21 protein-coding genes are annotated in these 22,990 nt (G+C 71.9%); 5 read left to right on the top strand and 16 right to left on the bottom strand.

Going from position 1 to position 22,990, the window contains the following annotated elements:
* Positions 1-116: 116 nt before the first annotated feature.
* The 6 genes from DEJ11_RS07700 to aceE form a co-directional block, all read right to left on the bottom strand.
* Positions 117-1,361 (bottom strand): beta-ketoacyl-[acyl-carrier-protein] synthase family protein, encoded by a 1,245-nt coding sequence (locus DEJ11_RS07700; protein ID WP_027465338.1) that lies wholly within the window; start codon positions 1,359-1,361, stop codon positions 117-119.
* An 87-nt stretch (positions 1,362-1,448) separates the two neighbouring features.
* A complete protein-coding gene (locus tag DEJ11_RS07705) occupies positions 1,449-1,697 on the bottom strand; it encodes an acyl carrier protein (RefSeq protein ID WP_017886710.1) in 249 nt (82 codons plus the stop codon).
* 122 nt (positions 1,698-1,819) lie between these two features.
* Positions 1,820-2,872, bottom strand: coding sequence for a beta-ketoacyl-ACP synthase III (locus tag DEJ11_RS07710; protein ID WP_071405345.1), 1,053 nt, complete (start codon positions 2,870-2,872; stop codon positions 1,820-1,822).
* A complete protein-coding gene (locus DEJ11_RS07715) occupies positions 2,869-3,810 on the bottom strand; it encodes an ACP S-malonyltransferase (protein WP_111103975.1) in 942 nt (313 codons plus the stop codon). Before DEJ11_RS07715 ends, DEJ11_RS07710 begins: the two co-directional genes overlap by 4 nt.
* A gap of 95 nt (positions 3,811-3,905) precedes the next feature.
* A complete protein-coding gene (locus tag DEJ11_RS07720; RefSeq protein ID WP_027465341.1) occupies positions 3,906-5,132 on the bottom strand; it encodes a PucR family transcriptional regulator in 1,227 nt (408 codons plus the stop codon).
* Between the two features lie 7 nt (positions 5,133-5,139).
* Positions 5,140-7,884, bottom strand: a complete 2,745-nt coding sequence (aceE, locus tag DEJ11_RS07725; protein WP_071405343.1) for a pyruvate dehydrogenase (acetyl-transferring), homodimeric type — start codon at positions 7,882-7,884, stop codon at positions 5,140-5,142.
* A 241-nt stretch (positions 7,885-8,125) separates the two neighbouring features.
* Here aceE and DEJ11_RS07730 point away from each other — a divergent pair, with 241 nt between their 5' ends.
* Both DEJ11_RS07730 and DEJ11_RS07735 read left to right on the top strand, forming a co-directional pair.
* The gene (locus DEJ11_RS07730; protein WP_111030255.1) at positions 8,126-8,614 is read left to right on the top strand and encodes a peroxiredoxin; all 489 of its coding nucleotides are present in this window, start codon (positions 8,126-8,128) and stop codon (positions 8,612-8,614) included.
* A 56-nt stretch (positions 8,615-8,670) separates the two neighbouring features.
* The gene (locus tag DEJ11_RS07735) at positions 8,671-9,597 is read left to right on the top strand and encodes an alpha/beta fold hydrolase (protein WP_111103973.1); all 927 of its coding nucleotides are present in this window, start codon (positions 8,671-8,673) and stop codon (positions 9,595-9,597) included.
* 14 nt (positions 9,598-9,611) lie between these two features.
* On the opposite strand, the gene DEJ11_RS07740 is transcribed toward DEJ11_RS07735, so the two are convergent.
* The 5 genes from DEJ11_RS07740 to DEJ11_RS07760 form a co-directional block, all read right to left on the bottom strand.
* Complete coding sequence (locus tag DEJ11_RS07740; protein WP_111030254.1) at positions 9,612-11,198, bottom strand: alpha/beta fold hydrolase; 1,587 nt, start codon at positions 11,196-11,198, stop codon at positions 9,612-9,614.
* Positions 11,195-12,199, bottom strand: coding sequence for an amino acid--[acyl-carrier-protein] ligase (locus DEJ11_RS07745; protein ID WP_220038332.1), 1,005 nt, complete (start codon positions 12,197-12,199; stop codon positions 11,195-11,197). The genes DEJ11_RS07740 and DEJ11_RS07745 overlap by 4 nt, the downstream gene beginning before the upstream one ends.
* Positions 12,196-13,371 carry an acyl-CoA dehydrogenase family protein gene (locus DEJ11_RS07750; protein ID WP_111103971.1) on the bottom strand — a complete coding sequence of 392 codons (1,176 nt, stop codon included), beginning with the start codon at positions 13,369-13,371 and terminating at the stop codon, positions 12,196-12,198. Before DEJ11_RS07750 ends, DEJ11_RS07745 begins: the two co-directional genes overlap by 4 nt.
* Complete coding sequence (locus tag DEJ11_RS07755; RefSeq protein WP_111033509.1) at positions 13,368-13,667, bottom strand: acyl carrier protein; 300 nt, start codon at positions 13,665-13,667, stop codon at positions 13,368-13,370. The genes DEJ11_RS07750 and DEJ11_RS07755 overlap by 4 nt, the downstream gene beginning before the upstream one ends.
* Before the next feature lie 81 nt (positions 13,668-13,748).
* Entirely contained in the window at positions 13,749-14,123 is a 375-nt protein-coding gene (locus tag DEJ11_RS07760; RefSeq protein WP_171907809.1) for a holo-ACP synthase, read from the bottom strand.
* A gap of 106 nt (positions 14,124-14,229) precedes the next feature.
* On the opposite strand from DEJ11_RS07760, the gene DEJ11_RS07765 reads away from it, so the two are divergent.
* The gene (locus tag DEJ11_RS07765; RefSeq protein WP_111046953.1) at positions 14,230-15,267 is read left to right on the top strand and encodes a nitroreductase family protein; all 1,038 of its coding nucleotides are present in this window, start codon (positions 14,230-14,232) and stop codon (positions 15,265-15,267) included.
* Positions 15,264-16,838, top strand: coding sequence for a phenylacetate--CoA ligase family protein (locus DEJ11_RS07770; protein WP_258375441.1), 1,575 nt, complete (start codon positions 15,264-15,266; stop codon positions 16,836-16,838). Before DEJ11_RS07765 ends, DEJ11_RS07770 begins: the two co-directional genes overlap by 4 nt.
* An 18-nt stretch (positions 16,839-16,856) precedes the next feature.
* Here the strand turns inward: DEJ11_RS07770 and DEJ11_RS07775 are convergent, their stop codons facing one another.
* Genes DEJ11_RS07775 through DEJ11_RS07795 form a run of 5 tightly spaced genes read right to left on the bottom strand, consistent with a single transcriptional unit; the run spans position 16,857 to position 20,511 of the window.
* Entirely contained in the window at positions 16,857-17,408 is a 552-nt protein-coding gene (locus tag DEJ11_RS07775) for a hypothetical protein (protein WP_111030251.1), read from the bottom strand.
* Complete coding sequence (locus DEJ11_RS07780; protein ID WP_111103969.1) at positions 17,405-18,385, bottom strand: aldo/keto reductase; 981 nt, start codon at positions 18,383-18,385, stop codon at positions 17,405-17,407. The genes DEJ11_RS07775 and DEJ11_RS07780 overlap by 4 nt, the downstream gene beginning before the upstream one ends.
* A gap of 35 nt (positions 18,386-18,420) precedes the next feature.
* Positions 18,421-18,954: a hypothetical protein gene (locus DEJ11_RS07785; RefSeq protein WP_111103967.1), complete on the bottom strand. Its 534-nt coding sequence runs from the start codon at positions 18,952-18,954 to the stop codon at positions 18,421-18,423.
* Positions 18,955-18,997: 43 nt separating this feature from the next.
* Positions 18,998-19,867 carry a hypothetical protein gene (locus tag DEJ11_RS07790; RefSeq protein ID WP_111030249.1) on the bottom strand — a complete coding sequence of 290 codons (870 nt, stop codon included), beginning with the start codon at positions 19,865-19,867 and terminating at the stop codon, positions 18,998-19,000.
* Positions 19,867-20,511, bottom strand: a complete 645-nt coding sequence (locus tag DEJ11_RS07795) for a SatD family protein (RefSeq protein WP_111030248.1) — start codon at positions 20,509-20,511, stop codon at positions 19,867-19,869. Before DEJ11_RS07795 ends, DEJ11_RS07790 begins: the two co-directional genes overlap by 1 nt.
* Before the next feature lie 248 nt (positions 20,512-20,759).
* Between DEJ11_RS07795 and DEJ11_RS07800 the strand changes: the two genes are divergently transcribed.
* Positions 20,760-22,940 (top strand): hypothetical protein, encoded by a 2,181-nt coding sequence (locus DEJ11_RS07800; RefSeq protein WP_111103965.1) that lies wholly within the window; start codon positions 20,760-20,762, stop codon positions 22,938-22,940.
* Positions 22,941-22,990 lie beyond the last annotated feature (50 nt).

Raw genomic sequence — 22,990 nt, forward strand, 5'->3', positions numbered from 1 at the left:
CGTTTCCGGGGCGCCTCAGCGACACGACGGCGTGTTGCCGGGACTCCAACCGGCACCGGAACGACGGAAGCCCGCCCCGACGACGCGGGACGGGCCTCCTGGCAGGGTGGGACGGATCAGACGCTGCGGAACGCGACCACGGCGTTGTGGCCGCCGAAGCCGAACGAGTTGCTGACCGCGAGCAGGTCGCCCTCGGGCAGCGCGCGCGGCTCGCGGGCGACGTCCATGACGATCTCCGGGTCCTGGTCGTGCAGGTTGATCGTCGGCGGGGCGACGCGGTTGTGCAGCGCGAGGACGGTGAAGACCGCCTCGATCGCGCCGGCACCACCGAGCAGGTGGCCCGTCGAGGCCTTGGTCGCGGACACCACGACGTCGTCCAGGTGGTCGCCGAAGACCCGACGCATCGCGTGGTACTCGGCGACGTCACCGACGGGGGTCGAGGTGGCGTGCGCGTTGACGTGCACGACGTCCTCGATGCTCGCGTCGGCGTGCTCGAGGGCCTGCAGGACCGCACGGGCGGCGGCGCTGCCCTCGGGGTCCGGCGCGGTGATGTGGAAGGCGTCCGAGGTGATGCCGGAGCCGGCGACCTCGGCGTAGATCGTCGCGCCGCGGGCTTCCGCGTGCTCCTTCGACTCGAGGATGAGCGCCGCTGCGCCGTCACCGAGCACGAAGCCGTCACGCGTGACGTCGTAGGGACGTGACGCGGTCTCGGGGGAGTCGTTGCGGCGCGACAGGGCCTGCATCGCGGCGAACGCGGCCAGCGGGAGCGGGTGCAGCGCGGCCTCGGCGCCACCGGTGATGACGATGTCGGCGTCGCCGTCGGCGATGTGCCGGTACGCCTCGGCCAGCGACTCGGTCGAGGACGCGCAGGCGGACAGGTAGGTGCGGGCACCACCACGGGCGCCGAACTCCATCTCGATGGCGGCGGCGGGTCCGTTCGCCATGAGCATCGGGACCGTCATCGGCAGGACGCGACGCGGACCCTTCTCGCGCAGGGTGTCCCAGGCGTCGAGCAGCGTGTTCACGCCGCCGATGCCCGTCGCCCAGTCGACGATGAGGCGCTCGGGGACGACCGACTCGTCGTCGATGCCGGCGTCGGCCCAGGCCTCGCGCGCCGCGACGAGCGACAGCTGCGACGAGGGGTCGAGGCGCTTCGACTCGGGGCGGGTGAGCTGGTCGGTGAGGAACCGGCGCGCCTGGCCGGCGAACTCCACGGGGAGTTCGAGCTCGGCGTAGCGGGGGTCCTCGATGCGGGTGATGCCGGACTTGCCGGCGAGCAGCGCGTCCCAGGTGTCCGGGGCGGTCGCGGCGAGGGGTGAGATCGCACCGATCCCGGTGACGACGACGGTCTTCTTGGTCATGGGACGACGTGCTCTTTCGTTGGGGTGAACAAGATGAGCGCCACGGCCCGCAGGGGTCCGCGGGCCGCGGCGCTCAGGAAGCTCGTGTCAGGCCTGGGCCTTGACGATGTAGTCGACCGCGTTGCCCACGGTCTTGAGGTTCTTGACCTCTTCGTCCGGGATCTTCACGTCGAACTTCTCCTCGGCGTTGACCACGATGGTCATCATCGAGATGGAGTCGATGTCGAGGTCGTCCGTGAAGGACTTGTCGGCGGCGACGGTGTCGGTGGCGATACCGGTCTCGTCGTTGATCAGCTCGGCCAGGCCGGCGAGGACTTCTTCGTTGGACAGGGCCATGAGTGTTCTCCTTGAAGGGGGGTGTCGTTTGACCGTTGACCAGCCTAGGGCACGCGGGGTCCGGGTGCGCGGAGGCTCGTCGGGATGGGGACCGGGCGCGCGGGTGCGCGACCGGAGGGGGATCAGGGGAGGACGACCACCTGGGCACCGAACACGAGTCCGGCGCCGAAGCCGATCTGCAGGGCGAGGCCGCCCGACAGGTCCGGGTGCTCCTCGAGCAGGCGGTGCGTGGCGAGCGGGATGCTCGCGGCGGAGGTGTTGCCGGTGGTGGTGATGTCGCGGGCGATCGTCACCGTCTCGGGCAGGCCGAGCTGCTTGGCGAACTCGTCGATGATGCGGATGTTCGCCTGGTGCGGCACGAACGCGGCGAGGTCCTCGGGGCGGACGCCGGCGGTCTCGAGTGCCTGGCGGGCGACCTTGACCATCTCCCAGACGGCCCAGCGGAACACCGTCTGCCCGGCCTGGCGCATGGTCGGACGCGGTGCCCCGGCCTCCCACTCGTTGTAGGTCGCGGTCATGCCGATGGCGTCCCACTTCGAGCCGTCGGAACCCCAGATGGTGGGGGCGATGCCCGGGAAGTCGCTCGGGCCGATCACGGCGGCGCCGGCACCGTCCCCGAGCAGGAACGAGATCGAGCGGTCCGTCGGGTCGACGACGTCGCTGAGCTTCTCGGCTCCGACGACCAGCACGTGGTCGGCGAGCCCGGACTTGATGAACGAGTCGGCCTGGGCGATGCCGTAGGCGTACCCGGCACAGGCGGCGCTGATGTCGTACGCGGCGGCCGGGGTGGCGCCGATGCGCTCGGCGAGCAGCGACGCCATCGACGGGGTCGCGACGGTGTGCGTGACGGTGCTCACGAGCACGACGCCGATCTGGGACGGCTCGATGCCGGCCTTCTCGATGGCCTCGCGTGCGGCGGCCTCGGCGAGGTCGACGGCCTCGACGTCCTTGCCCGCGCGCTTGCGGGTGATGATGCCGGTGCGCTGGCGGATCCACTCGTCGGACGAGTCGATCGGGCCGACGAGGTCGTCGTTCGGCACGACGTTCTCGCCGCGGGCGGCGCCGAACGCCAGGATCCGGGTGAACTCGTGGCCGCGGCGCTGCTGGAGCAGCGGGCGCGCGGATCCGGTCGGGAGGCCCGTGGGGGCGTCCGTCGGGGTGGTCGGGTCGGTCATGCGGTTGCGTCTGCTTCCTGGCCCGCGCGCTGCAGCAGGTCGATCGCTGCAGGCAGGTCGTCGGGGGTCTTGATGGCGACGGTCGGCGTGCCGCGGAGGCCGCGCTTCGCCAGGCCGACGAGGGCACCGGCGGGTGCGAGCTCGATGATGCCGGTCACGCCTGCGGTGGAGAAGGACTCCATGGCCGCGTCCCAGTGGACGGGGTTCGCGATCTGCTGGACCATGAGGTCGACGAAGCGGCGTCCGTCGTCGACGCGGGAGCCGTCGGCGTTGGTCCAGATCGGCAGGGTCGGGTCCTGCACGGTGGCGGCGGCCGCGACCGGGGCGACCCGCTCGACGGCGGGGGCCATGTAGCGGGTGTGGAACGCACCGGCCACGGCGAGCGGGATCACCCGGGCCTTGGCGGGCGGGTCGGCGGCGAGGGCCGCGATGGCGTCTGCGGCACCGGCGACGACGGTCTGGCCGCCACCGTTGTGGTTCGCGGGCACGAGGCCGTGCTCGGCGAGGGCTGCGGCGACCGCGTCGGCGTCGCCACCGAGGACGGCGGCCATCGAGGTCGGCTCGAGCGCTGCGGCGTCCGCCATGGCCCGGCCGCGCTCGGCGACCAGGGCGACGGCGTCGGTCGGCTCGAGGATCCCGGCGACCGCGGCGGCGGTGAACTCGCCCACCGAGTGTCCGGCGACCCCGCCCACCAGCGCACGACGGCCCTCGGCGAGCAGTGCGTCGGCGGTCACCAGGCCGGCGGCCACGATGAGGGGCTGTGCGAGCGCGGTGTCCTTGATGGTGTCCGCGTCGGAGTTCGTGCCGTGCTCGGCGAGGTCGACTCCGATCGACTCCGACCACTGCCCGACTCGTTCACGAACGGTGGCGTCCTCGAGCCAGGGGGCGAGGAAGCCGGGGGTCTGGGAGCCCTGTCCGGGCGCGACGACGACGATCACCGGACAATCCTCGCGTTCTCGTCCCGCGGGGCCCGTGTGGACTTCCCACACGAATCCCCGCGGGACATTGTCGGTTCTCTACCGTCCGGAGCGCTCTAGCGTCGGGGCGTGATGCGGCGACGGCCGGTCGCGGACTCGGACATCGCGCCGAGGATGAGCGCCGACTGCACGATCAGGGCGTCCCGGGCGTGCGTGGCGTCCCACCCGATGATGTCGGCGACCCGGCGCAGGCGGTAGCGCACGGTGTTCGGGTGCACGAAGAGCTCGCGCGCCGTGGCCTCGAGCGACCGGCCGGTGTCCAGGTAGCACCACAGCGTCTGCAGGAGCTCGGTGGACTGGTCCTTGAGCGGGACGTAGATGCGCTGCACCAGGGCCGACCGGGCGAGCGGGTCGCCGGCCAGGGCACGTTCGGGCAGCAGGTCGTCGGCCAGGGCCGGACGGGGCACGCCGCGCCAGGCACGCGCGACGGCGAACCCGGCGAGGGCGGCCTTCGCGCTGGTCGAGGCGTCGACGACCCCGGGGACCTCGTTGCCGAGCACCAGGTGCCCCTCGCCGAACAGCGGTTCGAGGGCCTGCGCGATGGTCGTGAAGGAGACGGGCTCCTCGCCCTCGGGGACGTCGTCGCGCGGGGTGGCGCGGCCGATCACCACGACGAGCCGCGACCCCTGGACCCCGACGAGCACGTCGGCGTCCATGTGCCGTGCGGTCCGCCGGACCTGGTCGACCTCGAGCTGCTTCGGCGCGGTGCCGACGAGCACCGCGACCTCGCCGTGGCCGTGCCACCCGAGGGCGGCGATGCGGGACGGCAGTTCGTCGTCGTACTCGCCGGAGAGGATCGAGTCGACCACGAGCGCTTCGAGCCGGGCGTCCCACAGACCGCGGGCCTCGGCCGCGCGGGCGTAGACGTCGGCTGCGGCGAACGCGATGTCGCGGGAGTACTTGAGGATCGCCTCCTGCAGCATCTCGTCGTCGGCGGCGCGTTCCTCGACCACGGTCACCACGACGCGGATGAGCTGCAGGGTCTGCTGCAGGCTCACCGAGCGCAGGAGCTCCCGCGGGGCGGACCCGAAGACGTCGGCCGCGGCGATCCACGGCGTCGACGCGGTGCCCTCGAGCCAGCTGATGAACGAGGTGATGCCCGCCTGGGCGACGAGGCCCACGGCGGAGCGGCGCCCCGGCGGCATCTCGCTGTACCAGGGGAGCGTGTCCTCGAGCCGCTTGATCGTGGCGGTGGAGAGTTCTCCGGACACCTGACGGAGCCAGGAGAGCGCACGCTCGCGCGCGCTCTCCTGGCTCTCGTGGTCCGGGCGGACCGTCGTCACGGGTTGATCAGCTCTCGCCGCCCGCGCTGCCGGTGGTGCCGGCGGTCACGTCGTGCAGGCGGTACTTGTCGATCGCCTGCTGGACGAGCGCACCGTCGACCTTGCCCTGGCGGGCGAGCTGCTGCAGCGTCCGCACGACGACCGAGGGGCCGTCGATGTGGAAGAAGCGGCGAGCGGCCGGACGGGTGTCCGAGAAGCCGAAGCCGTCGGCGCCGAGCGTGGCGTAGTCGGTCGGCACGAACGGGCGGATCTGCTCCTGCACGAGGTGCATGAAGTCGCTCACGGCGACGACCGGGCCCTCGGTGCCGAGCAGACGCTCGGTGACGAACGGCGTGCGGGCCGGCTCGTTCGGGTTGAGGAACGCCTGCTGCTCGGCGGCCACACCGTCGCGGTACAGCTCACCCCAGCTCGTGACGCTCCACACGTCGGCCGACACGCCCCAGTCCTCGGCGAGGAGCTGCTGCGCCTCGAGGATCCACGGCACGGCGACACCGGACGCGAGCAGCTGGGCCTTCGGGCCGTCGTGCTCGCTGGCCTTGAGCAGGTACATCCCCTTGAGGATGCCCTCGACGTCGACGCCCTCGGGCTCGGCCGGCTGCACCAGCGGCTCGTTGTAGACCGTCAGGTAGTACATGACGTTCGGGTCGGCGTGCTTCGGCGAGCCGTCCTCGTTCGTGCCGTACATGCGGTCGAGGCCGGCCTTGACGATGTGGCCGATCTCGTAGCCGTACGCCGGGTCGTACGAGACGACGGCCGGGTTCGTCGTGGCGAGGAGCGGCGAGTGACCGTCCGCGTGCTGCAGGCCTTCGCCCGTCAGCGTGGTGCGGCCGGCGGTCGCGCCGATCATGAAGCCACGGGTCATCTGGTCGCCGGCGGCCCAGATGGCGTCGCCGGTGCGCTGGAACCCGAACATCGAGTAGAAGACGTAGACCGGGATGAGCGGCTCGCCCTGCGTCGAGTACGAGGTGCCGACCGCGGTGAAGGCCGCGAGGGCGCCCGCCTCGTTGATGCCGACGTGGATGATCTGGCCCTGCGGGCTCTCCTTGTAGGCCAAGAGGAGCTCGCGGTCGACCGACGTGTAGTGCTGGCCGTTCGGGTTGTAGATCTTCGCCGACGGGAAGTAGGCGTCCATGCCGAACGTGCGTGCTTCGTCCGGGATGATCGGGACCACGCGGTCGCCGAAGTCGGGCGAGCGCAGCAGGTCCTTCAGCAGGCGTGCGAACGCCATGGTGGTGGCGACCTCCTGCTTGCCGGAGCCCTTCTTGACGACCTGGTACTTCGAGTCGTCCGGCAGCGTGAACTGCGTGTACTTCGTGCGACGTTCCGGCACGTAGCCACCGAGCGCGCGACGACGCTCGTGCATGTACTGGATCGCCTCGTCGTCGTTGCCCGGGTGGTAGTACGGCGGCGTGTAGGGGTTCTCTTCCAGCTGCGCGTCGGAGATCGGGATGCGCATCTCGTCGCGGAACTGCTTGAGGTTGTCGAGCGTGAGCTTCTTCATCTGGTGGGTCGCGTTGCGGCCCTCGAAGCTCGGGCCGAGGCCGTAGCCCTTGACCGTCTTCGCCAGGATGACGGTCGGCTGGCCCTTGTGCTCGGTCGCGGCCTTGAACGCGGCGTAGACCTTGCGGTAGTCGTGGCCACCGCGCTTGAGGTTCCAGATCTGGTCGTCGGTGTAGTCCTTGACGAGCTCGAGCGCCTTCGGGTCGCGCCCGAAGAAGTTCTCGCGCACGTAGGCACCGTTCTCGGCCTTGTACGTCTGGTAGTCGCCGTCCGGCGTCTGGTTCATCAGGTTGAGGAGCGCGCCCTCGGTGTCACGGGCGAGCAGGTCGTCCCACTCGCGGCCCCAGACGACCTTGATGACGTTCCAGCCCGCACCGCGGAAGAACGCCTCGAGCTCCTGGATGATCTTGCCGTTGCCACGGACCGGACCGTCGAGTCGCTGCAGGTTGCAGTTGATGACGAAGTTCAGGTTGTCGAGGCCGTCGTTCGCGGCGACCTGGAGCTGCCCGCGGGACTCGACCTCGTCCATCTCGCCGTCGCCCAGGAACGCCCAGACCTGCTGGTCCATGGCGTCCTTGATGCCGCGGTTCGACAGGTACTTGGCCTGCTGCGCCTGGTAGATCGCGTTGATCGGGCCGATGCCCATCGACACGGTCGGGAACTGCCAGAAGTGCGGCATGAGGCGCGGGTGTGGGTACGACGACAGGCCGCCGCCGGCGTGCGACTTCTCCTGCCGGAACCCGTCGAGCTGGTCCTCGGAGAGGCGACCTTCCATGTACGCGCGGGCGTACATGCCGGGGGAGGCGTGGCCCTGGAAGAAGACCTGGTCGCCACCGGAGGGGTGGTCCTGCGCGCGGAAGAAGTGGTTGTAGCCGACCTCGTACATCGCGGCGCTGGACGCGTACGTCGAGATGTGCCCGCCGACCCCGATGCCGGGACGCTGTGCGCGGTGCACCGTGATGGCCGCGTTCCAGCGGATCCAGCGGCGGTACCGGCGCTCCAGCTCTTCGTCGCCGGGGAACTCCGGCTCGTTCTCCGGCGCGATGGTGTTCACGTAGTCCGTCGTCGGGACCATCGGCACACCGAGGTGCAGTTCCTTGGACCGCTTGAGCAGGCTCAGCATGATCTCGCGACCGCGCTGGTGTCCGTGGGTCTGGACCAGCCCGTCGAGGGACTCACGCCATTCGGCGGTCTCCTGCGGATCCTGGTCGTTCGCCCCGGCGCTGTACGGGTCCTGGTCGTTCACCGTCACCCTTGACCTCGTTCGTTCTCGTGGTGGTGGACATGGTGGCTCCGGTGGTCGGGTCGCGACCGGCTGGGGCCCCGTCCACTCTAGGCCCCAGGACCGACGCTGATGCTGATGGTGACGTGCAGGTGGACGGGTGCTTGCATTCGCGTGTCGTCGGCGTAGCATGGCCGATCGTGCACACGCGATCCGCGGCGCACGGACCCGACGGGCACACCCCACGCCCGAGGAAGAAGCACACGTAGCGATGGCACTGGAGATCGGCTCACTCGCGCCGGACTTCGAGCTCCCGAACCAGTTCGGTGAGCACGTCCGACTCAGCGACTTCCGTGGCAACCGCCCGGTCGCACTCGTCTTCTTCCCGCTGGCGTTCTCGTCCGGGTGCACGAGCGAGCTCTGCACCCTGCAGGACAACATCACGATGTTCCAGGACCAGCGCATCGAGCTGCTCGGCATCTCGGTCGACTCGAAGGCGACGCTCCGCTCGTTCGCCGAGACGAACGGCTACGACTTCGAGCTGCTCGCCGACTTCTGGCCGCACGGCGCGGTCTCGAAGGAGTACGGCGTGTTCCTCGAGAACAAGGGCTTCGCCACCCGCGCGACCTTCGTCATCGACGTGCAGGGCCGCATCAAGGCCTCGATCATCACCGAGCCCGGTCTGCAGCGCGACGTCGCCGAGTACAAGGCGGCCCTCGACCGGCTCGCCGCCTGCTCGGCACCCGTCCCCGTCGGCTAGCGTTCCGAATCCCTCCTGACGGACGCGTCCGCGTCGACGGTCGGACAGGAGGCCCGGTGCACGCGATCGACACCGACCCACGTGATCACGGGGTCACCGCTGATGCCTACGCCCCGTACCCGGTGCGCGTCACGCCCGGCGCATGGGGGCTGACCCGCACGGTCGTGGAGGCCCCGACCGGGCCAGTCATGGTGCACCACCGCGCCGGCCCGGACCCGCTCCTGCTGCTGCACGGCGTCGCCGGGTCCTGGTCGACGTGGACACCGTTGCTGCGCACCGCGGACGGGATCGGGGACCGCGGGCTGGTGCTCGTCGACCTGCCGGGCTGGGGGTCCTCGCCGGCTCCCGACGGTCCGCTCGGGCTCGACGCCGTCACGGGTGCCGTGTCGGCGGTCCTCGGTGCGCTGGGCGTCGGCGCGGTCGACGTGGTCGGGCACTCCATGGGAGCGTTCGTCGGGTTGCACCTGGCGGTGGTGGCGCCCGAGCGGGTGCGGTCGCTCGCCCTGGTGTCCGGTACCACGGTCGCGACCGCCGGCGCGGCTCGGCACCCGGTGCGGGCGCTCGGCACCCTGCCGGCGTTCACCCTGCTGCGTGCGGGCCTCACGGTGACCGGTGGCTCCGCTCGTCCGCTGCTCCGGTGGATCGCGCGGATCGGTCTGTTGCCGCTCGTCGCGGCGCCGGTGTTCACGCACGTTCGACGTCTGGACCCGAGCGTGCTCGAGGCCTTCGTCGAGGAGCTCCGGCCGGAGCAGTTCACCGAGGCGGCACGGTCGGCGGCGGTGTACGACGTCGACCGGTGGCGCGCGATCACCTGCCCGGTGACGGCGATCGCCGGGCGCGACGACGTGTTCGCCCGGGTCACGGACCTCGAGGCGCTGCGGGCGCTCGTGCCGCAGGTCCGGACGGTGCTGCTCGAGGACTGCGGGCACTTCGCCCACGTCGAGCGTCCCGACGCCGTCGCGCGGGAGCTCAGCCTGCGCTGAGCCGGGCGGGCGCGTCAGGTGTGGACGGGGAACGTCGCCGCGACGCGGGAGCGCACCTCGGCGACGACGGCCTCGCGCATCGTCGGGGAGAACAGCGAGTGGTCGCCGTCCTCGACGCGGACGACGGACACCGATCCGCGGCGGTCGTCGCCGGGCCAGCGCCGGACGGCCTTCTGCCCACCGAGTCGGTCGAACAGGGCGGCGTCCTCGGGAGCGACGATCACGACGACGTCGGTGCCGTGCTCGACGAGCGGGCGGACGTGGCCGACGACCCCGCCCATCCGGTCGCGACGGGCGATCCGGTCGCGGACGGCCTTCGGCACGAAGCGGTTGTAGCGTTCACGCACCCACATCCGTGCGGGCGACGGGGCGTCGATGGCCCGGACCCCGTCGGCGTACGAGCCGGGCTCGGCCGGGACGCGACGGTAGTCGTTCGGGCTGATCTCGACGACCAGGCGCGGGGCCTCCTCGACGGCGCGGCCCGCGACCCAGGCGCCGGCGCACATGCCGACGAGCACGAGCCGGTCCGAGGGCGTGGCGAGTGCGGTGACGACGGCGGACTGGTCCTCCACCCACTCCTGCGCGAACAGGAAGCTCCGCTCGTCCTCGTGCACGCCGGTGCTCTCGCCGGTGGCACGACGGTCGACCCGGACGACCCGGGCGCCGTCGCGGGCGAGGGCGCGGGCGAGTTCGACCTGGTAGTCGGTGGCCCCCACGCGGTGTTCGGCGCCGCCGCTGTGGAGCACGACGACGGGGGCGTCGTGGTGCTGGGCGGACGAGACGGTCTCGATCCCGAACAGGCCCTGAACGCCGAGGTGGACGATGCGCTCCGACACGCGGCCGTCGACGTCGAGGACCTCGTCGAGGACGGGGGTGCGGACGGGCACCGCAGTCTCAGGTGCCCAGGTGTCGAGCCAGGCCACGACGGTGTCGACGGCGGCTCCGGGGATGCGGGCGTGGATGCTCGTGCCGTCGAGGAGCTCGGCGCTGCCGGTGACCTCGGTCACCTCGACGCCACCGAGCGGCTTCGGCGGCCGGGCACCCGGACGGACGAGCGCGACGGTGGGCCCGGTGCGCGGGGCGAAGGCGAGGTCCGCGAGTGCGGCGGCCTCGTCCGGCTCGACGTCGAACCCGATCAGGCTCTCGACGCCGTCGACCACGCGGTCGGCGCCGATCGTGATGGTCGCGAGGGCGCGCTGCCGGCGGAGCCACCCCTTCCCCGAGGCCGGTGCGTCCCAGACGACGAGGCCGTCGGTGTCCGCGGCCGCGTTCGCCGCGACGAGGGCCGCCGAGGCCAGCCCGACGAAGGCGACGTGCTGCACCCCCGTCGTGCGGAGCACGGCGGCAGCGTGGCGTGCGGACCGGACCTGCGCGTCGGGCGCGGTGTCGGGTGCGCCGTCACCACGTCCGGACGGGTCGTAGCGCACCGAGGCGATGCCACGGGCCTCCAGGCGGTCGGCCAGCAGACGGAGCGTGCGGTACGCGATGACGCCCTCCTGCCCGAGCGGCGGGCAGATGACGACGCCGGCGCGCGCGGCGGCGGGGAGCTGGACCGCGGCGCGGATCGCCGGCGATCCGGACCAGCCGTGCAGCGTGGTCACAGGGCGAGGGCGGCGCGGGCGGACGCCGGCCAGGCGTCGAGGTCCGTGCCGTGGGCGGCGAACAGGGCGATGGTGATGCGTTCCAGGCCGAACGCGATGCAGGCGCTGTGCGCGACCTGTCCGTCCTCGGTGCGGAGGCCGAACGAGGTGCCGAAGTGGTCCTCGTGCAGGTTCGCGGAGCTGATCGCGGTGGCGTCGTGGTCGGGGCCGTAGACCTTCGTCACGAACTCGAACTTGAGCGCCTGCTCGACCTGGTTGCGGGCGAGCATCTGCCCGACGCGGCCGAAGAAGGGGTCGTTGGCGGGGACGACGTCGATCTCGAGCCCGAACGACTCGAGCAGCGCGCGCATCACCGGGATGCTGCCGTCCCGGTGGGCCGCCGCGGACGCGGGGGTGCCGACGTGCACGAACTCGTGCATGTGGAAGGCCTGCAGGCGCATCGGGTCGAGCGAGGGCTCGCGGCGGAAGGAGTCGCCGAGGACGTCGAAGAACCGGCCCTGCTGCGGCACGGTGTCGCCGATCAGGCCGTAGACCGGGTGGCAGACCGCGGGGGTGAGCATGAGGTCGGCCGGCTCGAGGAACCCCTCCCAGCGCTCACCGCGCTCGCGGGCGGCGAGCAGTGCGCGGTGGGTGCGGTCGTCGCCGGTGAACCCGGAGATCGACGCGGCGAGGTCCGGGAACGACGCGATGTAGTCGGTGCGCTCGAACGACGCGAGCGGCTCGACCGGCGGGAAGCGCAGGACCTCGGCGCCGAGGTGCTGCTGGCTGCGGACCGCTGCCGCGTCGACTGCGGCGTACACGCGCTCGAAGACCCCGGTGCGGCCGTAGAGGCCGGGCGTGCCGAGGTCGAGGAGCACGCCGTCGGTGAGCAGGCGGGCGCGGAGGGCGGCGCGGGCGGCGTCGAGCGCGGCGGCGTCGGCGGCGGTGTCCGCGGCGGCGTCGGCGGCGGTGTCCGCGGTGGTGGTGTCGGTGGTGTGCGTGGTGGTGTCCGTGATCGTCACAGGATCACTCCCGTCATGATGGCCAGGTCGGCGTCGTTCTTGAGGAGACGGTCGTTGCTCACCATGACGGCGGCACCGTGGGCGTCTCGGAGGTGTCGGGCGATGCTCATCGGACCCGAGGCGGCGTAGCCGGCGATCCCGACGATGCGCAGCGCCTTCGTGACGATGTCGGTGACGCGCTCGGACGCACCGATCTTCAGGGCGTTGGCGGCGAGGGCGTACGCGCTCGAGGCCAGCACGTCCGGGTCGTCGGCGGCCGCGTCGAACCGTTCGGCGGCGTGTCGCACCGAGTCGGCGAGGGCCTGCAGGTCGACCAGGAGCTCGGCGAGCCGGAGAGCACCGGGCGGGGTCGTCCCGACGGCGGCGCGGGCCTGCTTGCGGACGGCGCTGCGGGCACGTTCGGCGGACGAGACCGCGATGCCGAGCCAGACCGAGGCCCAGAGCACGTGCGACACCGGCAGGACCGTCTGGGCGGAGATCGCGGCGTAGTCGTCGCGGAACACCCGGTCGGTCGTCGTCTCGGTGTCGAGGATCCACCCGTTGCTGCACGTGCCGCGGAGCCCCATGGTGTCCCAGGTGGACGTCTGCGACAGGACCATCGTGTCGGTGCGGCAGATGAGCAGTCGCTGGTCCGACGCCGGGGCGTCGGGGTCGCGGCGGGCGGTGACGAACACCGCGTCGGCCTCGGTGGCGTACGAGATCACCGGCGCGTCCTTGCGCAGGCGGATCCGGCCGTCGTCGGTCGGCTCGATGGAGCAGGTGGACCGCCGGGCGTCGCCGCCGACGCCGCGCTCGGTGGTGGCCGACGCGACGAGTGCCCCACCCCGGACGGCCTCGATCGTCTCGAGCACGCCGGCGCCGTCGCCGCCGTGCCGCCAGAGCGCCATGACCTGGCCCTGGTGCATCGCGAACACCATGCCGGTCGCGGCGCAGGCCCGGCCGAGTTCGGTCGCGATCGCGGAGAGCTCCGCCACGGAGGCACCCTCGCCACCGTGCTCGGTCGGCACCGCTGCCGCGAGCAGGCCGTACTCCCGCATCGCGGCGATGGCCTCGCGCGGGGGTCGGGCGTCGCAGTCGACCTCGTCGGCGAACTGTGCGGCGACCTCGGCCACCGCGCTCGCACGCTCGGCGAAGCGGTCGACGACCGACGGTGCCGGCAGGACCAGGGTCACGAGGCGAGCTCCGCGGCGAGCTCCGCCGCGGCGACGATCGACTCGACGGTCGCGAAGGTGGACCGGTTCAGCACGGAGTCGGGGAACTCGACGTCGAGGTCCGACTCCACCGCGAGCATCACGTTGACGGTGGCGTGCGAGGTCAGGCCGAGGGCGTAGAGGTCGGCGATCGACGCGACGTCCCACGCGTCGACCGTCAGCCTGCCGTGCTCGGCGAGGGCGCGACGGACGGCCCGGTCGGTGGCCGGGTCGGCGATCGTCGCGGTGGTGCTGGAGGGGTTCGGGTCCTGTTCCATGACTGCAACCGTAAAGAGGAACGGCCCTCGGGAAACCGCCGTGCCGGTGCGGGAAACCGCACCCCTGTCCGGAGCGCCGGGTCAGCGCTCCGAGAGGGCCACCGCCGTCGCCACCGCGAGCCCCCGTTCGTGTGCCAACGAGACCGCGATCGGGCCGCACCCGATCGACTCCGCCAGGGCCGCGGCCGCCCCGGACAGCTCGACCGTGGGGGCGCCGCCGGCGTCGAGCACGACGGCGACGTCCCGCAGCGGGATCGCCTGGTCCGGAGCCGGCCGGAGCAGCTTCACGACGGCCTCCTTGCCGGCGAACCGGGCAGCGAGGCGCTCCGGGTCGTCGCCGGTGTCGGTGCGCTCCCGCAGGGTGAACACCCGGTCCAGGTACCGCTCGCCGTGCGCCGTCACGGCATCGACGACGTCCTCGACCGCTGCGAGGTCGGTGCCGGTGCGGATGGTCATCACGAGGAGCAGGCTACGCACCGGTTGTCCACAGTGCATGCCCTGACCGGCATGGGGCACGTCGGGGGTTCGTATGATCGTCGCCAGGGACCACCGAGGGGGAACGATGGCATCACCGTGGACGGGCATCATCGAGGACGCGCGGCACTACCCGTCGCCGCACAACTCGCAACCGATCGTCGTGCGCGTCGAGGACGACCGCACCGCGACCGTGTTCTACGACCTGCGACGGGGGTTGCCGGCGGAGTCGTTCGGCATCCCGTTCGGGCACGTCTGCGCCGGGGTGTTCCTGGCCGGGCTCGACGTGGTGGCACGGGCGCACGGGTACACCGTGCAGGAACGGCTCGACCACGCCGAGATGGACTTCGGTCGGCTCGACGCTGGCGCGGACGACCACCTGCACCGGCTGGGCACGGTGACGTTGCGTCCGCACGTGGTCACCGCGGACGACCGGGAGGCCCTGGCCGGCTTCCTCGCACGGCGCACCTCACGCAGGCCCTACGACGCAACGCTCGTTGACGCCTCCGCGATCGAGGCCGCGTCCGCCATCGCGTCGGCGGCCGGGCAGCGCTTCCGCACCACCGACGACCGGGCCACGGTCGACGAGATCGTGCGCGTCAACCAGGAGACCCTGTTCGACGACCTGCAGCACGACGCCGTGCACGACGAGATCCTGCACTGGCTGCGGTTCTCGAAGCGACAGGCAGCGGCCACCGGCGACGGGCTGTCCGCCGAGACGATGCTCATGCCCGGCCCGGTGCTCCGGTTCGCCATGGAGCACCGCGGACTCTGGCAGGCCCCGGGCATCGGCGGGGTCTTCCGCAAGGTGTACCTGTCCACCATGCGGGGCGTCCGACAGCTCGCCTGGCTCGAGGGACCGTTCAGCACCCCGGCCGAGTACGTCGAGGCCGGACGGGTCTTCATGCGCATCTGGCTGGAGTTCTCCGCCCGCGGCATCGCCATGCACCCCTTCGGCACCGTGATCACCAACCCGCGGTCTCACGCCGCGTTCGTGGAACGTGCGGGCGTCGACGAGTCCGACGGGCGGATGGCCTGGATGCTGTTCCGCTTCGGACACAGCGACCCACCACCCCTGGCACACCGCCGACCCGCAGCAGCGATGACCGTTGGCGGTGCCCGGTGAAGCGCGCAGCGGTGTTCTCGGTGGTGTGGGTGGTCGAGACCTTCGTCGCACTGTTCATGCCCCGCGTCGGCACCCACAAGCTCCTGCTCACGCCCGGCATCGAGCCGCTCCGCTGGACCCTCGGACGCTGGCGCGCCTGGCGGACCGCGGAACGGGCTGCGAAGCGGGTCCCCGCGTACCGCACGTTCCTGGCGGAGTCCGGACGCGCCTCCAGGCTCGACACCCGTGGTGGGATCGCCGCAGCGATCTCGGGACTGCCCGAGATGGACAAGGACTCCTACGTCAAGCGCTGGAGCATCCCCGAGCGCTGCATCGACGGACGCCTGCCCCGACGCGGCGTCGTCGTCGACGAGTCCAGCGGATCGAGCGGCACCCCGACCAGCTGGGTGCGCGGCCCCGACGAACGCCAGGCCACCCGACAGCTGCTGCAGCTCGGGTTCTCCCGCACCGCGAAGGACCTGTCGAAGCAGCCCTTCGTGCTCAACGCCTTCTCGCTCGGGGCCTGGGCCACCGGGATGAACGTGACCGCCTCGCTCACCGAGTCGTCCATGATCAAGTCGATCGGTCCGGACCGCGACAAGATCGTGCAGACGATGCGCGAGTTCGGCACCGACTTCACCTACATCATCTGCAGCTACCCACCGTTCCTGAAGGCCCTGTTCGAGGATGACCGGCTCGACTGGAGCCAGTACACGATCGTCGCCGCGTTCGGGGGCGAGGGCATCAGCGAGAACATGCGCGCCCACATCGAGCAGTACGCCCAGGCCGTGCTCGGCTCCTACGGGGCGAGCGACCTCGAGATCAACCTCGGCATCGAGACGCCGTTCAGCGTGCAGCTGCGCCGGGCGATCGCCGCCTCACCGGAACTCTCCGCCGCCCTCACCAAGCAGGGCGAGTACGGGGTGCTGCCGATGGTGTTCCAGTTCAACCCGTTCGGCTACCTGATCGAGACGAACGACCTCGGCGAACTCGTCGTGACCATCGCCCGCTCCGAGAACATCAGCCCACGCATCCGCTACAACATCCACGACCGCGGACACGTGGTGCGGATGAAGGAACTCCGCTCCGTGCTGCGGGCGACGGGGCACGCGGCGCTCGCCGCCGAGGCCGAGCTCGACCTGCCGCTGCTGTTCCACTACGGCCGGTCCGACCTGTCCGTCGACTACAACGGGGCCGTCGTCGCACCCGACGTGGTGCGGGACGTCGTGTACGGCGACCCGGAGCTGCTCGAGGCCGTCGAGAACCACCGGCTGATCAGCTACGAGGACGACCACGGCGACCGGCAGCTGCACATCGCGTTCCAGCTCGCGTCGGGCGCCGGTGAGTTCGACGCGGACTCCGCCCGGGGCGACGTGATCGCCGAGCTGCGGCGGCTGAACAAGGACTTCTCGAACGCGATCCGTACGGCCCCGCCCGGCACGCTGCCGACGGTCGCGTTCTACCCGTACCGGACGGGGCCGTTCCGCGAGGACGGCAAGAAGCTCAAGAACGAGTACGTGTGGCAGCTGCCGGCCGCGTCGGTCGAGCAGTGGGACCTCGACCTGTCGTGGGTCGCGGCGAAGGAGGCCTGAGTCGAGCCGGCTCCGGCGCTAGTCGTACTGCGGGGGCCAGTCGAAGGGGGCCGGCAGGTGCGGGACCTCGCCGACGGTCGTGACGACGAGGACGATCTGGCGGAGGTCCGTGAGCTCGATCGAGCGCGGGTTGCCGATCCTCCGGTGCCCGTCGACCCACACCGTCAGTTCGCCGCGCAGACCACCGACGTGCTCCGGACCGAGCGAGACGCCCCACTCGTCGAAGAACTGCCCGAGCGTGAACGTCTGCTCGGTCGGGGACTCGACGTGCACGATGCCCGACGTGTCGTGCGTGTGGATCTCCGCGGCGAACTTCCGGTCGTCGGAGTGCCCGATGTTCGCCGGGACGGTCACCGGCTCGTCGCCGTCCAGGATCGTCAGGTGCGTGTGCACGTGCTCGGCCAGCCGTTCGCCCCAGACGTTCCGGAGCCCGGCGGACTCGGCGCGGGCCGTCAGGTCGGACGGCCGTGGCCAGGGTGGAGCGTCGCGGGTGGTCACCGCTCCGGGTGCGGCGCACCCGGACAGCAGCAGGAGTGCGGCCACCGCGACCGCGACGCTCCGCAGGTTCACCAGCGGTCGTGGACGCTCGCGCGGAACCACGTGTCGTACAGGTCGTGCACGGTGGCGTCGAGCCCCTCGATCGGCGGCAGGTCGCCGGCCGCGGCGTTCGAGCGCGCCTGCTCCGGGTTGCGCGCGCCCGGGATCGCCGCGGTGACGCCGTCCTGCGCGATGATCCACGCGAGCGCCGCCTGCGGGACCGAGACGGCGTCCGGCAGGGACGCCGCGAAGGTCTGCGCAGCACGCACGCCGTCGTCGTAGTCGACGCCGCTGAAGGTCTCGCCCTGGTCGAAGGCCTCGCCGTGGCGGTTGTAGTTGCGGTGGTCGCCCTCGGCGAACGACGTGTCGGTCGTGTACTTGCCCGAGAGCAGCCCCGAGGCCAACGGGACGCGCGCCAGGATGCCGACCCCTGCCTCCCGGGCCGCCGGCAGCACGCGGTCGAGCGGCTTGAGACGGAACGCGTTGAGGATGATCTGGACGCTCGCGACGCCGGGCCGGGCGATCGCGGTGAGGGCCTGGTCGGCGGTCTCGACGCTGACGCCGTAGGCGGCGATCGAGCCGTCGGCGACCAGCGCGTCGAGGGCGTCGTAGACGGCGTCGTCCTCGTAGACCGGGGTCGGCGGGCAGTGCAGCTGGACGAGGTCGAGGGTGTCCTGCCCGAGGTTCTTCCGCGAGCGGTCCACCCACTCGCGGAAGTTCGCGGCGACGTAGTTCTCGGGGACCTGGTCGGCGCGACGGCCCATCTTCGTGGTGATCGTCAGCGGCACGTCGGGGTTCGCGGCACGCCACGCGCCGATGAGCTGCTCGCTGCGACCGTCGCCGTAGACGTCGGCGGTGTCGAACAGGGTGACGCCCGACTCGACGGAGGCGTCCATGACGGCGTTGGCGTCGGCTTCGGAGACGGGACCCCAGTCACCGCCGAACTGCCAGGTGCCGAGGCCGATGGGGGAGACGGAGCGGCCGGTGCGGCCGAGGGTGCGACTCTGCATGGGTCCGAGCGTAGTCAGACGCGGACGGGCGGGGTTCAGCCGATCGTCGAGACGCCGCGGCGCAGGAGCGCTCGCGCTGCCCGCGCGCGTGGGATGACCCAGACGGCTGCCCACAGGGCCATCGCGCTCCAGAGCAGGATGAGCATCGTCGTGATGAGCGTGCCGTGCTGGTCGCGCATCGACCACGTCATCGCGATCCACAGCACGCCGAGGACGACCTTGCCCCAGCCGGCGCCCTCGCGGTCGGCCTGGGCCTGCACGAGCGGGATCCACTGGTCCGCCGGCACACCCGCGGGCACCTGACCGTCGGCGATCCACTCGCGGACGACGATCGACCGTTCGTAGCCGCCCTCGGCACGCCAGGTGCGGCGCTGCAGGACGACGGCGATCGCGGCACCAGCCACGGCGGTCGGGATACCGGCCGAGACCAGGACGGTGGTGGTCGCCTCGGTCCACGAGGACAGGACCAGCATGACCAGGACGACGGCGAAGGCCGCGCCCGTCACACCGGCGCCGAGCAGGCGGAGCCGCCCGGCTTCGTCGAGGACACCGACTCCGACACCGTTCACGGGGGAGAGCGTACCTGCGGTGATCGGGGGCCGGGGGCGTTCGTCAGCCCAGTGCCAGCAACCAGCACATGCCGGCGGCGGCGAAGGCCATCGCCCAGCTCACCAGGCTGCCGATGAGGAAGTACTCGGCCTGGTACCCGGTCGTCTCGCGGCGGATCTCGGGGAACCGGACGATCCCCTTCGCGGCGATCAGTGCGGCGACGACGGGGAAGGCGCCGGCCAACGAGAACCCGGCGAGCAGCAGGCGCTCGATCGGGCCGATCATGCGTCCGCCCTTGAGGGTGACCGTGCGGTCTCCGGGTTGGTCGTCGTCTTCGTCCGACGCCCTGCCGGTGCGTCGTCGGCCGAAGCGTTTCGGTCGGCCGGCTGCTGCTGCTGCCGCCGCCGCCGCTGTGCGCTGGTCGTCCGGGGAGAGTTCTGCTGGCAGTGCCTGGGCGACGACCACGTTGGCCGAGTCGACCAGGAACAGCGCCGATCCGATCCCGGCGACGATCGCGGCGAGCGGCACCGCGCCGACGAAGGACGGGCCGACGTCCCGGCGCCAGTCCACCACGAAGCCGGAGGCGTCGGCAGCCGGTACCCAGAGCAGCAGCACGGCGACGGCGACCGCGAGCAGGACGGCCGGCCAGGACCCGGAGCGTCGGAGCCAGGGGAGTGCCCGACCACGACCGCCGGGTGCGCCCCCGGACCGCACCGGGATCGTCGTCGCGACCCACAGGGCTGCGAGGACGACCGTGACGAGCACCGACCAGACGGCGAGGCCGAGGCCGAGCACCGCCACGGCCGTCACGGCGGCCCAGAGCAGGACGATCACCGTGGCGGTCAGCCCGCGCCGTGGAGCCGCATCGGTCCCGGTCCGTGCGCGGACGACGTCGGCGAGCCCGACGAGGGTGAGGAGGACTCCGGCGAGCATCAGCTGCCCCCGTCCCCGAGGACACGCAGGCCCTCGACCAGGGCGGCGACGCCCGACTTCTGCACGGACTGGGACACCGCCGACGGGGTGATCCCCTCGTCTGCGGCGATCTGCGCCTGCGTGCGGCCCTGCACCAGACCGAGTGCGATCCGGCGGGCGCGGGGTGCGAGTCGCGAGACGACGTGGTCGCGGCTGAGGAAGTAGGCGTTCACGAGTCGCTCCGTCGTTCCGTGGCGGTCGTCGGCGTCGTGGTACCAGGACCGCAGGAACGCGGTCCGGCCGTCCTCGCGCCGGTGGGTCTCGTTGATGGCGTCCCGAGCCGACCACCAGCCCGGGCCGTCCTGCAGCGGGCCGGCGCCGCCGGTGCCGATCGTCCGGACCTGCCCGCGGCCGATGCCGAGGCGGATCTGCACGGTCGGGGGGAGTGTGAGGGTCGCGGCCGTCGTGGCCAGCAGCGCGTCGGTGAGCGTGGCGTAGATGACCTGGAACTCGTCGCCGACCGTCGCGCGCAGGGGGTCGAGCGCGGTGACGCCAGGGGTACTGTCGAAGGCGTGCTCGACGTCCTGCTGGGCTGCGGAGCGGTCCTCGAGCGTGCGGGAGTCGACCAGGTCGACGATCACGGCGATCACGGGCTCGGGCTGCATGGGTTAAGCGTAGAGCTTCATATCGTCGAAAGTAAGCCTGGGGCTAAACCATTTGGGGTGGGCACTCTCGCCAGCGCACGGGTCCGCGGCTGAAATGTCACCTTCTGGACGTCTGGCGTCGAACCTGCCAGCATGGGCGGACGCTGTCGGAGGGGGACGAGCAGATGGATGGTGCACGACCGGGGACGGGTGTCGCCAGGACGGGTTCGACCGAGACCGCGGTGCGGCGGCAGGACGGTCCACCACCCGTGCCGTCGATCGCATGGAGCGGGGGCCGCGGGGTGCTCGCCCTCGTCGTGCCGTTCACGGCCGGGCTGCTGCTGGCCGGGGTGGTGCTCCTACTCGGCGTGCCGGGCGGTCGCGTCGCCCTGGTGAACGGTGCGTTCGCGGCGCTCGAGGGGGCCGGGGTACCCGTGGCCCTGCTCGCCGTGGGCACGGTCATCGCGGCGCTCGGGCTCGGTTTCGGGGTGACCGCAACCACCGTGGTCATGCTCGCGGCCACGGATGATGCGACCGCGGGGCCGCGCGACGCGTGGCGGTGGTCGGTCCACCACTGGCGGCTCGTCGTCGAGGCCGCTCTCGTCGCGTTGGTGGCGGTGGCGGCGGGGACAGCCACGGCCGCGTCGTGGCGGGCAAGTGTCAGGGGCACCGTCGTGATCGTCGTGGTGCTGGCGGTCGGTGTCGTCATAGGGGCGCCGCTGCTGCTCGGGTGGGCGTTGCTCGTGGCCGGTGTGCCGCGTCGATCGGCCTTCCGTCGCGCCTGGGGATCTGGTCGGGTCATCGTCCGTGGTGGGCACGAGGCGACGGCGACGCCGCGCCGTGCGCTCGTCGGGGGAGCGGCGCTGGTGACGGTGCTCGGGGTCGGCGTCCTGCTGGTGCTGCGCCTGTTGCCGCCGTCCGTGCTCCGGAGCAGCGTCGTCGTCGCGTGGTGCTGCGTCGCCGTGACCGGTCTGGTGCTGGTCATCGTCGCGATCGCGGTGCGTGGGGCCGCAACGCGGAACGAAGGCGGTCGGCTTCGGTCACCGCTGACGGTCGACCCGGCCGATCCGATGGCCCGGGGACGACGGGCGCGGCCTGGACTCGTCGGAGCGGGCGTGGTGCTCGTCCCGGCGGTGGTGTTCGCGGTGATCGTCTCGAGCAATCCGCTCGGCGTCGTGCAGTACGACGCCGCCCCTGCCGACGCGCGCGGCCTGCTCGGCGGCGACATCGCGGACGTCGGAGGCCGGACGGCGGTCGTGAGCACGCCGTCGACACCGCCCAGCCGTCTGCGGATGTGTGGGCATGCGTCGTGCGACACCCCCATGGAGATGCCCGGCCTGACCGGCGGCTCCGCGATCGGGAGCGCCGGCGACGGCGGGCTGCTCACTGCCCATTGGAAGGTGCGGTTCGAGGACGAGGTCGCGCAGCAGTACGAGCTCGAAGTCGTGCACTCACGCGCGGACCAACTCGATGTGGCACCGAAGTCGGACGATGCCGCCTGGCCCGCGGGGAAACGGGCGGAGCAGCGTGACTCCGCCGACGAGGCACCGGCCGTCGATCGCCCGGAAGGGCGCCGCACCACGGTCGCCGCCGTCGACATCGTGGAGACCGATCACGGGCGCGTCAGCTACTGGATGACCGACGTGGCAGTCGCGAGTTCCGGCGACCGGCCGGTGGTGGTCGGGATCGCCCGCGGCGGTGAACCGGAAGGACGCTCGCACCTGGTCGCCGTGTTCTGCGAGGACGTGTCCTGCACCGAACACACGGTTCGGCAGGTGGCGCTGCCGTGGATCCCACCGCTGGACCACCAGGGTGTGGACGTCGCCGTCGCGCGGGACGGCACCGCCGTGGTCTCGCTGGTGTCGGAGACCGACGGTCGTTCGCCTACCTTCACCGCCCTTCGGCTGGTGTCGTTCCGCCCGGACGGCGGCCAGCCCGTCGTCCGCGACCTGTCGCACGCGATCCCGCCGGGGGAGCCGGTCCGCGCGTGGGACGAGGCGTACGACGCCCGGGTGGCGATCGGCGGCGACGGGAACCCGGTCGTGCTTGCGCGGTCGAACGGTGTCTCGACCCAACGGCTGACGTTCTGCGCGGATGCGTCGTGCTCGTCTTCGTCGCACACGGACATCACGCCGAAGGGGCCGACGAACCTGCTTCCGGCGTTCGTCATCGACCGATCGGGGCGGCCACTCGTCGCGGTCCGTGACGAGGAACGCGGCACTCTGGGACTGCTCTCGTGCCGTGATGCGCGGTGCACCAGTTCCGAGCAGACGACGATCGCCCGGTTCCCGCCGGTGCAGGACGAACGGTCGGGTACCAGCACGCTGGCGATCGGCCTCAGCGCCGACGACACCCCGATCGTGCTGTCCGGGGGCGTGTCGGAGGATCGGGACGAGGACGCGAAGGGACTCGTGATCCGCTGCGATCGACCCCGGTGCGGGGTGTCGTGACGTGCCCGCCTCGTTCGACGACGATCGAGCGCTGACGCCCTAGGATCGTG

Origin of the sequence: Curtobacterium sp. MCLR17_058 (assembly GCF_003234705.2) — a bacterium.
Taxonomy (GTDB): domain Bacteria; phylum Actinomycetota; class Actinomycetes; order Actinomycetales; family Microbacteriaceae; genus Curtobacterium; species Curtobacterium flaccumfaciens.

What these genes read in the sequence shown, in the direction of transcription:
- DEJ11_RS07730 (WP_111030255.1), top strand. Translation starts at nt 8,126, where the DNA reads ATGGCACTGGAGATCGGCTCACTCGCGCCGGACTTCGAGCTCCCGAAC.
- DEJ11_RS07710 (WP_071405345.1), bottom strand. Translation starts at nt 2,872, where the DNA reads ATGACCGACCCGACCACCCCGACGGACGCCCCCACGGGCCTCCCGACC.
- DEJ11_RS07755 (WP_111033509.1), bottom strand. Translation starts at nt 13,667, where the DNA reads ATGGAACAGGACCCGAACCCCTCCAGCACCACCGCGACGATCGCCGAC.
- DEJ11_RS07700 (WP_027465338.1), bottom strand. Translation starts at nt 1,361, where the DNA reads ATGACCAAGAAGACCGTCGTCGTCACCGGGATCGGTGCGATCTCACCC.
- DEJ11_RS07760 (WP_171907809.1), bottom strand. Translation starts at nt 14,123, where the DNA reads ATGACCATCCGCACCGGCACCGACCTCGCAGCGGTCGAGGACGTCGTC.
- DEJ11_RS07765 (WP_111046953.1), top strand. Translation starts at nt 14,230, where the DNA reads ATGGCATCACCGTGGACGGGCATCATCGAGGACGCGCGGCACTACCCG.
- DEJ11_RS07795 (WP_111030248.1), bottom strand. Translation starts at nt 20,511, where the DNA reads ATGCAGCCCGAGCCCGTGATCGCCGTGATCGTCGACCTGGTCGACTCC.
- DEJ11_RS07705 (WP_017886710.1), bottom strand. Translation starts at nt 1,697, where the DNA reads ATGGCCCTGTCCAACGAAGAAGTCCTCGCCGGCCTGGCCGAGCTGATC.
- DEJ11_RS07780 (WP_111103969.1), bottom strand. Translation starts at nt 18,385, where the DNA reads ATGCAGAGTCGCACCCTCGGCCGCACCGGCCGCTCCGTCTCCCCCATC.
- DEJ11_RS07790 (WP_111030249.1), bottom strand. Translation starts at nt 19,867, where the DNA reads ATGCTCGCCGGAGTCCTCCTCACCCTCGTCGGGCTCGCCGACGTCGTC.